The organism is Kosakonia pseudosacchari, from assembly GCF_900184035.1.
Classification (GTDB): domain Bacteria; phylum Pseudomonadota; class Gammaproteobacteria; order Enterobacterales; family Enterobacteriaceae; genus Kosakonia; species Kosakonia pseudosacchari.
This window is the reverse complement of record NZ_FXWP01000027.1, coordinates 215608-230959: the sequence shown is the minus strand read 5'-3', so window position 1 is coordinate 230959 and position 15352 is coordinate 215608. Positions and strand designations below refer to the sequence as shown.

General features: G+C 52.7%; 12 protein-coding genes. All 12 read right to left on the bottom strand.

From position 1 onward, the window contains the following. Positions 1-9: 9 nt before the first annotated feature. Complete coding sequence (locus BN2591_RS23695; RefSeq protein WP_086874160.1) at positions 10-264, bottom strand: hypothetical protein; 255 nt, start codon at positions 262-264, stop codon at positions 10-12. A gap of 965 nt (positions 265-1229) precedes the next feature. Beyond that, a complete protein-coding gene (locus tag BN2591_RS23685) occupies positions 1230-1511 on the bottom strand; it encodes a hypothetical protein (protein WP_086874158.1) in 282 nt (93 codons plus the stop codon). A 96-nt stretch (positions 1512-1607) separates the two neighbouring features. Beyond that, a complete protein-coding gene (locus BN2591_RS23680; protein WP_086874157.1) occupies positions 1608-1889 on the bottom strand; it encodes a DUF6966 domain-containing protein in 282 nt (93 codons plus the stop codon). 296 nt (positions 1890-2185) lie between these two features. Then, complete coding sequence (locus BN2591_RS23675) at positions 2186-2491, bottom strand: hypothetical protein (protein WP_086874156.1); 306 nt, start codon at positions 2489-2491, stop codon at positions 2186-2188. Further along, positions 2488-6933 carry an RHS repeat-associated core domain-containing protein gene (locus tag BN2591_RS23670; protein ID WP_086874155.1) on the bottom strand — a complete coding sequence of 1482 codons (4446 nt, stop codon included), beginning with the start codon at positions 6931-6933 and terminating at the stop codon, positions 2488-2490. Before BN2591_RS23670 ends, BN2591_RS23675 begins: the two co-directional genes overlap by 4 nt. Before the next feature lie 13 nt (positions 6934-6946). Further along, positions 6947-7375 (bottom strand): DcrB-related protein, encoded by a 429-nt coding sequence (locus tag BN2591_RS23665; RefSeq protein ID WP_086874154.1) that lies wholly within the window; start codon positions 7373-7375, stop codon positions 6947-6949. Between the two features lie 110 nt (positions 7376-7485). Next, positions 7486-8007, bottom strand: coding sequence for a hypothetical protein (locus BN2591_RS23660; RefSeq protein ID WP_086874153.1), 522 nt, complete (start codon positions 8005-8007; stop codon positions 7486-7488). Beyond that, positions 7997-10579: a type VI secretion system Vgr family protein gene (locus tag BN2591_RS23655; protein ID WP_086874253.1), complete on the bottom strand. Its 2583-nt coding sequence runs from the start codon at positions 10577-10579 to the stop codon at positions 7997-7999. Before BN2591_RS23655 ends, BN2591_RS23660 begins: the two co-directional genes overlap by 11 nt. Positions 10580-10677: 98 nt before the next feature. Further along, on the bottom strand, positions 10678-11070 hold the full coding sequence (locus BN2591_RS23650; protein ID WP_016495682.1) for a DUF4150 domain-containing protein: 393 nt from the start codon (positions 11068-11070) through the stop codon (positions 10678-10680). Between the two features lie 4 nt (positions 11071-11074). Then, positions 11075-11680, bottom strand: a complete 606-nt coding sequence (locus BN2591_RS23645; RefSeq protein WP_143468286.1) for a DUF3540 domain-containing protein — start codon at positions 11678-11680, stop codon at positions 11075-11077. Next, complete coding sequence (locus BN2591_RS23640) at positions 11677-12762, bottom strand: pentapeptide repeat-containing protein (RefSeq protein WP_086874152.1); 1086 nt, start codon at positions 12760-12762, stop codon at positions 11677-11679. The genes BN2591_RS23645 and BN2591_RS23640 overlap by 4 nt, the downstream gene beginning before the upstream one ends. Then, entirely contained in the window at positions 12759-15299 is a 2541-nt protein-coding gene (locus BN2591_RS23635; RefSeq protein ID WP_086874151.1) for a DUF2169 family type VI secretion system accessory protein, read from the bottom strand. The genes BN2591_RS23640 and BN2591_RS23635 overlap by 4 nt, the downstream gene beginning before the upstream one ends. Positions 15300-15352 lie beyond the last annotated feature (53 nt).

Sequence of the window (15352 nt, the reverse complement as noted above, 5' to 3'; positions counted from 1 at the left end):
ACATCCGTTTTAGCGCACTTTAAACTCAGGAACCGGGACTTCACGATGTTTGTATTTATCATAATTGTCGCGCATATCTTTTGCTAACGAGACCATTTCATGAAAATCCTCATATCGACTTAACTCGGCATTGTCGAGAATAAAACATTTTTGCACATCCCACATACTGTTATAGGGCCAAATCATGCAAATAAAATATTTATCGTCGCTTTGCAAAATAAAGAAATCGCCCTTTTCTTTGTGAATAACGTTCACTTCAGCCATAACAACTCCTGATAATTCTATAAAACAGCAAAGCTGAATATCCTAAAAAGCATCATCAAGATAAATTTTGCTTTACTGTCATGTCGATAAGTCAAAACTAAGGAATCAAAATTTCAACAGAGGTGTCCGGTGGGAATTGAACTTCTGAATAGAAGCTAACAGACTTTATATGCGTCTGATTTTATAGCTTGATGGGGTAAACCTGTTATTCCATTCGAAAAACAATTACACATCAAAATCATCTGGGTACAGCAAAATCCGCCTTTTTGTTTCTCATCATAATTTTTATTTAAATGCAATAATATTATATAGACTTGAACCCAGTCTTTTCATACAGACAAATCGGACAAACATCACATAGGTGAGATGATAATTTATTAATAACAACTCTGTCATTTATCTTTTTATTTTCACGATCCCTGTCATATAAGACATACTCACCATCGCAATTAATATTCAGCTCATCTAACAATGTGCGCTCAACCAAAATATGCTGCTTTGCCATAGCCTCGTCAGGCTGGACAATGGTTAACCGAATTATATCGTTTACGATGATATTTTTCTCTAATGCCTCGTTTATCGCCTTTGAGACAGTTGCATTGCAAGCTACTGTGTGGACTGAGCAAAATGAAAACACGGCAACCTCGTATTTGAAAAATGACAAAGCTAAATTTGTCATTTTTCACTTTATCAGGAATAGGATCTCTACTACTGCTGAAAAACCGGCTTCGTTTATGTATGTATTCTAGCAATAAACTCACTTCCGTTTCATGTAATCTTTTTTATCTAACAAAAATCATGTCACAAAAATGATCCAAATATAGCTTTGGATGTTCCAAAGTCACTGCACAATTCAATGTCAGAGGAACTTCTATGAAGCGTCACCTGGCCTTGTTCTCGAAAGTGCATGAAGCAAGAAGAATCTATTTACAAGAATGTTGAGCGCCCACCAAATTATACTTACTCTATGACATTCTCATTAGGCATTCTCTCAACCGAAAAATCAACTGGTTATCATCGAGACAATCTACTGGTCTAAGATTATCAAGCATCGGAACGTGCTGCTCAATCCACCAGATACCTTCCTTAATTCCTCTTTTACCGTAAATAACCACTGCCAAATCCAAGGCTCTATTGAGTTTACTAGCTAAAAAATTAGCATTATCATCGAGATAATCTTTATTATAAAACGCAACATAACGTTGCCAACGGTCATCACCAGAATAAAAAACTTCTAATTTTTGCATTCCTTAAAAACCTGCGAACAATATTAGCGAATTCAAAGTTATGCCGCATAATCCTTTACGCATATGAGGCATGCCAGATAAGCTTGCATGGTTTTTTTAAGATTTGTATTTATAAGAAATGCAAGCTTCATATAACTTCCGTCGCAATCCATCAAGTTGATTATTTTCCTCTATCAGTGGCTTATCATTTAGGCTTAGAACCACATCATTTAAACTTCCCATCCCGCTAAATAATCTTTTAATATTATCGATAAACCTATCAGGATCCTCATCGGCAGTTGAAATGAGTAGATTCAGGTTTTGAGCCAAGATATTCTCTCTATTATTCCGCAACAAATAATAAATAGCGTTTAAATGTAATTTGACTTCATTAATCATAATAAAACCGTCTACCAATCCACTGTATTTTTGGCACACTTCCACTACAAACTTTTCCGAGTACACTTTTTGATTCAAATAATTTAATTATGATTTGATTGATTTTATTGATATTTAAATGATAAGAACTAAAGCCAAAATTCACTTTTAGCCCAGTAGACAACCCCATGAGAAACGCATCGATAATTTATAATTCATTTATTGATCAAGAAAAAACAATCTGGCATGAATACTCAAAAATCATTGTGGCGTAACATGGAACCGTTAATTTGTAAGTTATTGAAATCGCAATCCATTCAGATAACGGTTAGCTCATTTAAATAAGCCTTTGGATAATAACTCCTAATAATTCCCAGGATCATATCTCGTTCTTGTTCTTCAATTAGTTTTCCGTTATCCCAGCGCTTAATGCTTTTTTTACTTAACATTGCATCTCGTGCAGAGATTGTGCAAATTAGCGCTCTATCATTTAACTGAAAGTATAGCCCTTCACCACGATAAATTATTTTAAGGCGAATCATACCATAAGTTTCATCTACAAATTCGGAAGCAGAATCATCATCCTTTAATTCTTTAATGTAATTAAGCTCTTCTTTATTCATCCTTTATCTCCTTTACATTTTATTATGTGGCCAGTTTTCGCTGGCAAGCCATTTTTTTTCAGTCGTGTAACTTTGGTTACGTTGGGATTTGCTATTAATATCGGTTTTTCAATACGCCACCACGTTCGTACCTTTCCAAAATCGTTCATTTTCTTGGCTCCTGTACCAAAAACATGAACATCTCCTGATGCCTGCTCGGCAAATTTTACAGATGCGGCATCCCAAATTTCAGCAGCCTGAGGACCTGACATTCCTGATTTTGCACTTTCAAACAGATTCAGGCTGTCCAGATATTTACCACCAGACGTTTGCTCGAGCGTGGTTCGGCCATTAGCTCGCGCCCACTCCTGTGCGGTTTTCATATTGCGTCCTGACCAGAAAACAGCACCGCCTTTCGAAGTTGAGAAATCAAGTTCGCCACGTTCAATTTGTCCCATCAGTATGTCATATGAACTCAACCCCCACGGATCCACCCATCCCTGTGCATTCGGCGCATACTGGTAAAGATTGAGCCCACCCGCCAGCCCTATCGGGTCCTGCTGAGTAAAGCGTCCGCAGTCGGGGTCGTAATAGCGGAACAGATTGTAGTGTAAGCCGGTTTCACGATCCAGGTACTGTCCCTGCATGCGCAGATTCTGGGCATATTCTGGTGCGCGCAGCGGTGTTTCATGCAGCAGTTTACCCCACGCGCTATTCTGCCCTTCCCAACGCAACTCACCTTCCGCGTCGGTGAGACGCTCCGGCGTGCCATTTGGCTGATTGTGAAACCAGTAAACGTCCGGATCGGTAATACCGTCGATGCGCGCCAGCGGGTCGAAGCTGCCCTGATCGCTGTAAACATAGGTCAGCGGCACATCGTCGTAAATTTCCTGTAATAACCTGAAACCGTCCCAGACGAAACGCGTGGTAACGCTTTGCCCAACCGGCTGGCCAGCGCGCATCTGGCGGCGTGTTTTGCTGATACGTCGTCCCAGTGGGTCATAACGAAAACTGACCTGCACCTGCGGCTTATTGCGGTCACGCGGCTGGCTGATGACCTCCGTCAGCCGGTGTTCGCCATCATAGCGATAGCGCCAGCGCGTCTGGCCGTTATCTTTCTCCACGGTGCGACCGTGGATGTCATATTGCCAGCGGATACCATGCAACTGCGTGACGCGGTTGTGGCGCACGGCATGCTGCACCGTTGTATCGACAGGGTTGCTCGCCGCATCCCAGCGCCACTGCTCCTGCCCCGGTAGAGTACCGTCCTGCGTCAGTAAACGCCCGGCATCGTCGTATTTCCAGCGATACCAGTTAAATGGATTATCGTCCCGCTCTTCGCGCACCATGTTGTTGCGGTGATCGTAATCCCAGCGGCGGGACCAGCGTCGCGGTGCCGGACGCTGCGCGTTGCCGCTAAAGACGTCGCGCCGATGCAGGCGTCCAAGGCGATCGTAATCACTGCGGGTAGTGAGCAGCCCTTGCGTGCGGCTAATTTCCCGGTGCAAGGTGTCGCGGCCAAAATCACTGATCGGCAGGTTATCCAGCGCAATACTCAACAAATGCCCGCTGCCGTAATAGAACTGTTTCAGCTCACGGCCATCCGGCAACTGTAGCGAGGTGCGATTACCCAGCGCATCGTAGCCCCAGCCGAGTGTACCGTTTTCCCCCTGCTCACCGATCACGCGCCCCAGCGCATCGAAAGTAAAGTTCAGTTCCTGCTCCGCTTCGGCGCTCCAGCTGTTTTCATCAAGCGCGGGATGCAGGCTAATGCGTTCAGGATACCCCGCAGCAGACCAGCGCCAGCGCGTCTGGCCTTCTGGTGTGGATCGCGCGAGCAACTGCCCAGCCGCGCTCCAGCTAAAACGGTGGGTAATCGCCTCAGGGTGCCCGGCGGCAAATGTGCGCGACAACGTGCGTCCGCATGCATCGTAGGTATAGCGGCTGACAACGCCATCCAGCCCCTGCTCTTCCAGCAACAGGGAATCTGCGCCCCAACGGAACTGGTAGGCTTCCCCGTTCTCGTTATGCAAGGCGACCAGTCGGCCACGGCTATCCCAACTGCGGCGGATCTCTTCCCCAAGATGGTTACGCGTCGCCACCAGCCGCCCGGTGTTGTCATAACGAAACGCGCTGCGGCTGCCATCCGCCGCTTCATGTTCTGTCGGCAGCCCCTGTTCATTCCAGCGCAGCGTTTCCAGCCAGCCTTCTGCCCGCTCAAGCTGCACCGGGCGGCCTGCGGCATCATAGTGGTAACGGGTTTCTTCCCCGTCCGCCGCCTGCACCGCAACCAGCCAGCCGAGAGGATGGTAGTGATAGCGGGTGAGATGCCCGGAACAATCTGTTTCGCGGATAACCTGACCGGCATCGTTGTACTCCATGCGACGGCTATTGCCAGCCGCATCCACCTCTTCGATAACCTGGCCATATTCATCACGATGCCAGAGGGTGCTCTGCCCCAGCGCGTCCACAGTGCGCGCGAGGCCAAAATGTGGGTCGTAAAAAAAGCGTGTTGTACTGCCGCCGGGTTCGGTTATTACCGCTGGCAACGCGCGATTTTCCAGCCACTGGGTGGCGCGTTCATTGCCGTCGGCGTCAATCTCCTGGACCCGGTTGCCCATCTCGTCATAAACGAAGGTCATGGCATTACCGAGCGGATCGATACGGCGAGTTAATTGCTCGTTGTCGTTCCATTCGAAACGCCAGTTCTCACCGCGTTCATCAACGAAACGTACAATCAACCCCTGCGCATTCCAGTAGTGCTGGCGCGTCTGGCCGTCATAGTGCGTAACGGTAGTTAACCCGGCATCGAGATCGTAGGCAAAGCGGCAGCCATCTCCGGTATTGGTGCGGTTTTCAATGACCCGCCAGTGATCAAACATCGCCCAGCGGTATTCGCTTTCCAGCCCGCCAGCGGCGCGGTGCCAGACCATCAGGCCGTCATCGTTATAACGATACTCGCGCGTCACGATCCCGCTGGCATCGGTAACCGTTGCCAGTTGACCGCGCGCGTCGTAATGCCAGCGCATCAGCGGCCAGTGGTGTTCGCCATCAAAATGGCTGGCGGACGTCACACGCTGCGAAAAACGCGCGTCATCATAAGTGAACGTCACATCAATCGCGCAGGACGCATCGTGAAGCCGTACCAGACGTCCGTGCTCATCCCAGCCGGTTTCCAGCGCGTTGCCATATTCGTCACTGAGCGAGGCAAGGCGCAGGATCGCCGGGTTGGCGCGGGTGGGTTTGAATAAACGCCATACCGCGCCGTCATCATCAGCAATGGCGACATCCCCGTTATCGTTACGGCGGATAATCACCCCTTCACTGATGCTGTACATCGCCTGATCAACCGACGGCAAGGTGAAACGCAATTCACGCCCGGTTTCGTCAAACCAACAGGCTTCATCGCCCGTCAGCACCAGATAACAATCAAAAACGGTCGACCAGCCCGCACCAAACAGCCCGGCGCGTGAGGTCAGGCTGTTATAGCTGCGCTGCAACCGCAGCGGAAAGCGCCCCGGCAGTGAGAAATCGAGTTCCTGCTCGTCATTAAGGACTTTCACACCGGTGGCGGCATGCACCGGGTGCGGTGAGCCAAATATCGCATTTACCGCCATGTCCGCTAACATACCGCCGCCTGCGGATGCCAGCGCACAGGGCATATTTTTTAAAATTTTGCCGGGACGTCCGCGAATAAGCGACAACGCGATCATCGCCACCGCTAAACCGGGTAATTTGCCACTTTTGATATCACGCACCGTCAGGGTCTCGCCGCCAATAATCACATTTGGCGAGACATCATCCGAAACTGTCGCTTCACAGGTGGTTTTATCTTTCGCGCGAACGGCGGGCTGACCGTTGATAAACACACTTTTCGACCCCTGTGCCAGGTATTGCGGCCCGGAGTGCTTCTCGCAGGCCACTTTGTCCTGCTCCAGTGGCGACGTACCAGCGTCCGCTGAGCCAACAGTAGGTTGCCACATTTCGCTGCCAAAATGTTTTGCTCCGGCAAGTAACATTCCGGCGTAATCGGCGAAACTGGCGGGCGATTGCGGCTCGGCGGGTGGCGTATCCGCAGGGGTTAAGGTTCCGGCCGCTCGCGCTGCCAGCTTGTTATTGGTCAATACGTTGGCCGAGCCGGTAACGATTTTGCCAGCAGGCGACGGCGGGAAAAGCGCGTCGCCAAGGCTATTCGCCATATTACTGATGTCATCGGTGATCCCGGCGACGTTAGCAAGGATGCCGCCAACAATGCCGCTTAACAGGCAACTGGAACCAATCGCCGCTACACTCGCGGCAGCAGCACCGGCGCCCAATAAAGGCGCTGCAGTCGCCGCCGCGAACGCCACCGCCGAACCAATCGCCGCATAGGCGACCCCTTCGGCAACGATACTGGTGATATCGGCGAAAACGCTCGAGTGAATGATTTCATCGCCCTGACGGGCCGCGTGTTTGTCGCTCATGCTACCGATTCCGTTATTCGTGCAGCGTCAGACTGTGTTTGATGGCGTCCCAGCGCTCGCCATCTTCATCGGTAAAGTCGCGCAGTGCCGAAAGGGTAAAGATCATCACTACCGCCGCGCCCGGCGCCTGAACGGCAAACTGTTTTTGCCAGATTTGCTGACCGTTACGGGTAAACACTGTTTCCACTTCCACCGCGCGGGTTTTGTTGTCGCGGCCAACGAGAATGCGCGCGAATTCGCTCTGTGCAATGTCGCCCATTTGCGTGCGCAGCACCTCCCACTGGCGATAAAACTCTTTCTCAAAATCGCTGCCGTCCGGGATTGGGCCGCGACTGACGATCAGCGATAAGCCACTCTCTTCATGGCGAAGCATGGTCATACTGGTGTCCTGCCAGCCGGCAGGAAATAATGAAAAGGAACCTTCCTGGAGGGTATATTGCATGATAAAACCCTATTGCTGAGGCATAGAAATAAAAATAAAACGGTGCAGGATGTAAGAATTAGCTTACCGCCAGAGAAAAAGACTGACGGTAAGTTCAGGCAGCAGAAAGATTAAAAATCGTAATCCGACATCGTAATCTCGCTAAGGCATTTGCGGTCCAGCGCCGGGAAACCAAATCCCCAGGCTAACTGCTTATTGTCGCGTGCGGTGAGATAACCAAACGTTCTTCCCGGTAATTTTTCGCGGGGGACAAAGCGCAATGTGACATCCGGGAAATTATCCTGGACCTCTTCAAGAGTAATACATTCTCCACTGATTGAAAACGAGACCAGCTTAACGGTACCGCCACCATTCGGGCTAAGGCGCACATCCAGGTTGCTGATGGTTATCCCATCATTTAAGGTAAATGGCGCGGAGGTGTAACGATCTTTTGCTGTCGGTTTATAAGGAATCATCGGCTGGTTTAAAAGGGCGCTGACCGCATCTATTTTTTTGCCCCATAGTGATTTTAATTCTTTTGTTATTTGCCACAGAGAATCATGATTCATTTTTTTTTGTTCCGCATGCGTCGTCAACGTGAAAAGAGAAAGGAGTAATAACACCGGGAAATTTATCGCCATCCTACTGGTCATAATGACTCCCATAATAATCGTTATAATTTTGTTCGGTTCCAGAGGCGATTTCATTTTTACCGATAATCTTACCAATGGATTGCATAGCACTATTCCGTGATATTTCACCGCTAACCATCTTGTTGTACGTCTGATTATAGGCCGCTTCCGTTGCATCGCTGCCTGCGGCGACACCAATATCAAGCCCACCATTTGCCAGTATTTCGCGCTGGATCTTGATGTTGTTCAACGTCGCGCCACCCTCGTCCATCAGTTGGCTATTGATATAATTTTCACGGCTGGATAAATCCGGCGTAACCGGATACATCGCATGGCCCGCTTCGTGCGCCAGCGTTTGTACCGTGTCCTGAGCATTAACCATATGCTCAGGATCCATGACAATAAGCCTGCTCTCGCCGCTGGTGAAACTCCCTTCCCCTGCAGCCCCTGGCTGGATAGCCCAACCTTTCGTTTTCAATTCTTTAAGCTGCGACTGAAGAGTAGGCGATTTATTGATCTGGTTAACCACATCCTCATTGAACGGCATAGTCTGAGAATTCTCAGGATCATTCTTATAAACATAATCCCCCTTCAGCGGCGGTGGCGCTTTGTATTTTGTAACCGGTTTGGCTGCTCCCGCCGGAGCCGCTGCCACGGGTGCCGCGTGCTGCACGTTACCCTGCGGGGAAAATTTTGCCTGTACGGCGGAGTTAATATTCCCTTTATGGTCAGCCCCTGGTGCGGTAGTCGGGGCTTTTGTTCCGGGAGCATTCAGATGCAACTTACCGCCGGTGGTAATGTGCCCATCTTCTTCGACAAAGAAGTTAAAGGATTTACCGATCAGGTTGATTTTGCCGTTCGCGTTAAGCTCAATGGCGCTGTGGCCGGACACCAGCCGCAGTTGCGTCCCGGAAGCCAGAATAAACTGCTCCACCACAGCATCAAGCTTGCCTTTGCCGGTGAGGATTTCCGTTTGCCCTTTCACTGCCTGCGTCTGATTCGTTTCGACGCGGTACAGCTCATTTTTACGCACATAGTGGCTGTGATTACTGCCAATCGAACGGGACGCGTCATTTTTAACGTGGACATCCATGTTGCGCTCCGCCTGGATCCACACCTGCTCTTCGCCCGCCTTGTCTTCAAAACGCAGGGCGTTGGCGTTATCGACCGAACCATCTTTCGAGCGGCTGAGAAAACCCATCTGCGTAGCGGCAGCAGGTAATGCCCACGGCGGCATACTCGCTTCGTTATAGACGCGCCCGGTGATAATCGGCCGGTCCGGGTCGCCGTTGATAAAGTCGATCACCACTTCGTCGCCCACGCGCGGGATTTGCACCCCGCCGAAGCCCTGCCCCGCCCAGGCACTCGACACACGCACCCAGCAGGAGCTGGTGTCATCGCCTTTCGCCAGCCGGTCCCAGTGGAATTTCACCTTCACCCGGCCATATTTATCCGTCCAGATACTCTCGCCCTGCGGCCCGACCACTTTCGCCGTCTGCGGACCGTAGGTCTTCGGCCACGCCGTCACCGCCGCCGGGCGGAACACCACCGTCGACGGAATCACGGTGAAATCGATGCGGTGCACCGTTTCGCCATCGGAACCGCTGGCATAGCGGTTTTCCTCGAAAAAGTAGTTCGCTTCGGTGGTCAGGTACTCACCGTTATCGCTGAAAAACGGCGCGTTATACAGCGCAAAGGTGTTTCCCGGTGCCACGCCAATCGCCGTGGCGGTGCCCTGAATCTGCTGGTGCTCCACCTGCCAGCGCTCCTGGCGGATACGCGCGTAATACTCCCCGTGACCGTGCTCGACAAAGCGCCCCGGCCAGTCATAAACATCAATGCTGCCCGGCTGCGGTGACGCCGGGTTCTGCCGCGCCTGGAACAGCCACGCGTTTGGTTTGCGGAAGTCATAATCATCGAGGCTGTAAATGCCCGGCGTCACGCTGTCCTCCAGCGCCCACTGGCTGATGCCCTCTTCGTCGGTCGCGCCGCCGGACGGCGTCTGGTGATAGGGAATGGTTTCGTAGCCGCTGAAAGGCTGATGTTCCGTCGCCGCGTCGGTCAGCAGCAGCACATGGCGGTCGGCTTCGTGGCGGAAATGGTAGGCGATGCCTTCAAGCTCCATCAGACGGCTGATGAAATCGAGACTCGATTCCTGGTACTGCACGCAGTAATCCCAGGTGCGGTAGCTGCCGGTCAGCTTATCTTCCACGTTCACCTGATATTCGCCGAGCAGCGTTTTCACAATCTGCGGCGCAGTCTGGCCCTGGAAGATACGCAGGTTGCGGTCGCGTTTCATCGGCCACAAATCCGGCTCCATAGTGAGCTGGTACACCGCGTAACGCGTCCCCGAAAGTTCCACGGCGCTCACCGCCACGCGGGTGATTTTGCCGTTGATATAACGCGTGCCCGTTCCCTGGGTGGGAATATTGACGGTCACCGGCTGGCCCAGCAGCTTGCTGCGGTCGACCCGCGCATCGGTACTCAGCACCGTCAGCGCCAGCGTAAATGACTCCGACAGCGCCTCGCGCCCGGAGAGTTTCCAGAAAAGCAGGCTGTCGACCGGCAGCCTGACCGTGATTCTGTTCGCCATAACCATGATTCCGTAAAAATCAATTACCGGAAAGCGCACTTGCTGTTGCCTGTGCGTTCGTTTTTTTAAGTGGAAAAGACTGTGCGTAGCGTGTGCCGTTACGGTGCCAGCATTAGCACTTTGAACTGGCTGGGTACAATGCGCATGCCAATGGCATTGGTGGAATTTTGCAGGCTGACGCTGGTTAAACGCGTTGCCGGAGTGCCTTTTAGCAGCACGGTGAATGCGCCGGTCAGGTGGCGCGACGGCCCCATCACCGTACCGGACGCGACCCCCGTCGCCACACCAGGGTTATCACCATTAGTCAGCGGCGTAATGGTCGCCATATTGTGCGCGGGCATGCCCATAAACAGAATATTGAGCGCGTTCGGGATCGCGGTTGGCCCCAGCGCGATATCCGGATACGGGATTGGCGTCGGGGCGGGCATTGGCGTCAGGCAGACATCCGGAAACGCGAGATCAACACCCATCAACTGGCAGTTTGCAAACATCGAATTACCCCATATGGATCTGTTCAGAATCAACTTTGGTGATCGCTTTCGAGGTGATCACCGTGTTTTGTGCGTGCATCCGCAGATAATCTTCCGCTTTCATATCCAGTTGCCCGGCGCGCACATGCTCGGTCTGGCGGGTGGTGCGAAACAGGTGCTGGCTCATCTGCGTGACCGTCTGCCAGACGGATTCCGCGCGTTTACCAACAATGCGCGACAGCGTAACCCACGCGGAAATGTTGTCGCCGCTGTAGTTCATCTCGCTGATATGGCAATCACCTTTCGCCGCACTGACATTCAGCGCATCGCTGCTCAGGGTTAACGCGCCCAGGCTGGTGATACGTAAGTCGCCCGGCACGCTAAGCTCGGTGGCGTCCTCGTTACCGCGCTCCAGCACGGCGAGTAGCCACATCTGGTTATCGACCGCGCTTATCAGCACCGTATCGCCCGCCTGCGGCGCGATCACGCAGCTTACTGCCCGGCGGCAGTGCCAGCCGCGCCCGTCGCATTCGACCATCAGGCTGCCATCGTCAAAACAGTGGGTGACGCGTGCGGAAAATTGCCCGCCGGGCAGCGTGGCGAGTGTCAAAGGTTGGTTGAGGTTGTTCATTGCGGGTCTCCGTAAATTCGGCTGTGGCGTTCGGCAGTCCAGGCCTCCGCCGCCAGTAACTCTTCGTCGTACTCAAGAATGCCTTTGCGATCGGCAAAACGCGCGCCCTCTTGCCGTGCGCGATGAAAACGACTGCGAGAGAAGGTCGCGCCGCGAAAATCGGCGTCGCCCACCTCCGCGCCGCTGAAGTCGGCATAGGTAAAATCACACAGAGTGAAATCGGCCTGCCGGGCGGCAACATGTTGCAGGATGCTCTGAAAAAAACGGCTCTGTTTAAAGCTGGCCTGGTGCAATGTCGCGCCGACAAAAATCGCCTGATCGAACAGGCTGCCGTGGGCGTGTGCACCGCTCAAATCGGCCTGCATAAACAGCGCCTGCGTGGCATTAACGTTGTTCAGTCGTGCTTGTTTAAGCGATGCGCCTTTGAAATTGCACTGGGTGAGTTGCGCCCCGCTAAAATCAGCGCCATCAAGCTGGTTATCGGTAAACTGGCAGCCGGTGAACTGATGTTGCGCATAGTTTTTGCCGCGCTGGTCGCAGTTAAAGAACACCGCGCGTTCAAACTGGCTCCCGCTGAGATCCGTATCGCGCAGATCAATGCCGTAGTACGTGGTCAGCAGGTTATGGCAATGATTGAGCTTCGCCCCTTCAAGCGGGCACTCAAACAGGGTCGAACGTTCCAGACGCGCACCGGTAAAAACAGTTTTGTTCAGCGGGCTACGCATAAACTGCGTGCTGTCAAAAGCCGACTGTGAAAAGTCGCAGCCGGTCAATGTGCATTCGTTGAATACGCAGCGCAGCAGCGAGGTATTGCTGAAATTCGCCGTGGCTAAATCGCACTGGTTAAACACGGTCTCTTCGAGGTGAGCTGCGCTGAACACCGCTCCACTAAGCTGGCATTCGGTAAAAACGCTCTCCTGCAGATTACAGCCTTGCAGATTGGCCCCTGCGAACGACACCTCCTGAAAAATCCCGCCGGATAAATCACATCCGCGCAGATCGCAGCCATCAAGGTTGAGTTCCATAATGGCTTCGCCGCTTTTCACTTTCTGTTGCAGCGCAGCGGTACTTAACTGACTCATATCACCTCCCCGTCGCGCTTCGGCAGGGTTTTCACGCGTTTGTTATAGGCGCCCTCAAATTTTGTGGCGCTGTCCGCGATAGACTGGGAAAGATCGGCGCGGAACAGATTGCTGAAACTCAGATCGGCACCTTCAAGGCGGCTTTTTTGCATCATCGCGCCCATTAAATTGGCGTCAGTAAAACGTACGCCCCGGAAATCAGTACGTATAAACAGGCTGCCGGTTAGCGTCGCGCCGCTAAAATCCGCGCCTTCACATTGCGCCTCGCTGAGATCGCTGTTATCCAGTTTCGCACGAACGAAATGCGCGCCAGTCAGCACCGCCTGGCGTAAATTGCTCTGCTTAAGCTGCGCACCGCTGAAATCCGCGCCGCACAGCGTGCCTGCGGATGCCACCGCGCAGGTGATAAGCGTGGCGTCACGAAACAGAGCGCGCTCCAGGCGACTTTCTACCCAGGAACAACCGTCCAGGTGCGCCCCGGCAAACGAGGCACTTTGCAGTTCGCATTTGATAAAACTGCTTTTATTCATGTTTGCCGCGCCAAAGTCAGGTTGCGGTAGCGTAAGTTCCATAAATACACAATTATCCAGCGTTGCATGACGGAATACGCACTGGCTAAAACCGGTTTTACGCAGCAGCAGGTTTTCCAGTCGCGCATGGCTGAAATCACACGCGTCAAACAGCGCGTCGGTCATTTCGGATTCTGTAAACTGCGCGCCGGTGAAATTGGTCTGACGGCACTGCGCCAGCGCGAGGCTTGCTTCGGTGAAGTTGCATTCGCGAAACGAGGCACCCTGTAAATCCGTGCGCGCCAGCATCGCGTGGCTGAAATCAGCGCCGTCAAGCTGGCACTGGCTGAGGTTCGCACACTCCAGCAGCGCATTGCGGAAATTGGCGCCGCGCAAATCCATGCCGGAAAAATCCGCGCCGGTCAGATCCAGCCCGCTGAAATCCCCGCCCTGCTGCATCGTTCTTTCAGCACGCTGGCGAATAATCAGCGCGATATCGCCAGTCAGTTTGATGGCAGGTGGTTGTTCGGCAGCAGACATCAGATAGAGTTTGTGCAGCGCTTCCCGGCTCTGCTTGAGCTTTTTCTCACTCATGTTGTCGGCGTTACGCTCCAGTAAATCCTGCATGCGCATCATCGACTCAGGCCCGCGTGGCTGGTTTTCCTGCGCATTCATCTGCGGGAAACGCGCCTCCATTTCTGCTTTGCGTGTTTCGGCCTGCTCCTGCAGTTGTTGGGCTTTGCGCTCCATCTCTTCGATAAATTCAGGTAAATCCTCCAGCTTCGGAAGCGCGGGTTCCTCCATCTCCTGGAGCAGATCGGCGGTATCCGCCCCCTGCGCTTCCAGCCGCGCACGATGCTGCTCACGCAGCTGTATAGCGCGGTTTTGCTGGTTATCACGCATCGGGCTGTGGTTTTCCTGTACCTCGCTGTCAATCCACGGGCCGATGATATCTTCAGGGATCAGATCTTTTTCACGGAAGGCAAACAGCGCGCCTTTCTCTTTATCCAGCCGCTGATGAAGGACTTTGCGATAGTGGTTGACCGAACGGGCAGCACCGGTTTTTTCGAGCGCCGGCATCAGTTGCAAAACGTCTGCGGCATCGTCTTCATTAATACGCTGATTACCCTGCCAGATGAGCACCAGCTGCTCAAGATGAGGGAAAAACCACACCGTGGTGGCGCGCAGCGCTATCTCTTCAAAGAGGATCTCATCGCCGCGCTGGCGCTGCATAAAGCAGCGCGCCTGCCACGGCGGCAGTGTCCCTTCCTGCAAATGCTGCTCCGGGTGCATGTTCCAGATGCGCCATACGGCCTGCGGCGGTAACGCATCTTTATCTTCCCACCATTGATCGGGGCTGGCGGCGTTAAATACTCGCCAGTCGATATCGGGCGCAAAACCAGGAAAATCATGCTGCAACCAGCGGGCATCGTAGTTTTTACCCATCCGGCGAAAGCGGCGTGGCCACAGCAGATCCAGCGGGCCGAAACTGGCAGGTTCTGGTTTAGCGCGCGGAGACGTAATACGCTGATTTAAGAGTTCAATATTGGGCAGGCGGCGGAACCGGGTACCGTTGTGGTTTTCTTCCACGGCACCGATACCGTGCGGGTTTTCCTCAAAACCTTCGCCACCGAAAGCGCGGCTCCAGTCGAGGCGCATCTGATCAAAAGGTTTGGCAGCAGTCGGGCGCGAACCGGCCCAGTAACGATCGCCGGTGACGGCCAGGGTTTTACTGAGCTCGCCGATTTCAATGCGCACCGCACAGGCGGTTTTATCCTGATGATGGTGCGAGTAAGCGAAGCCGGTAGCGAGGAATTCGGCGCGCGCTTTCGGCATTGCCATATCCAGCACGCCGCCGCTGGTTTGCAGCTCGCTGGCAGCCAGCTGCCAAAGCTCGACTTCAGGACGTAATTTTGGTTGTGCGCCCATATCCAGTAGCGCGAGAACAGAAACACCCAGGTGATTTTGCCCCTGCAGACGAAATGGGCGATTAAGCACGCTCAGCCGCAGCGGTTTAATAATCTTCATATAACATCCTTTGGAAGATTAAGCGTATCGTTGGCGTTTTTTTAACGTCAGGA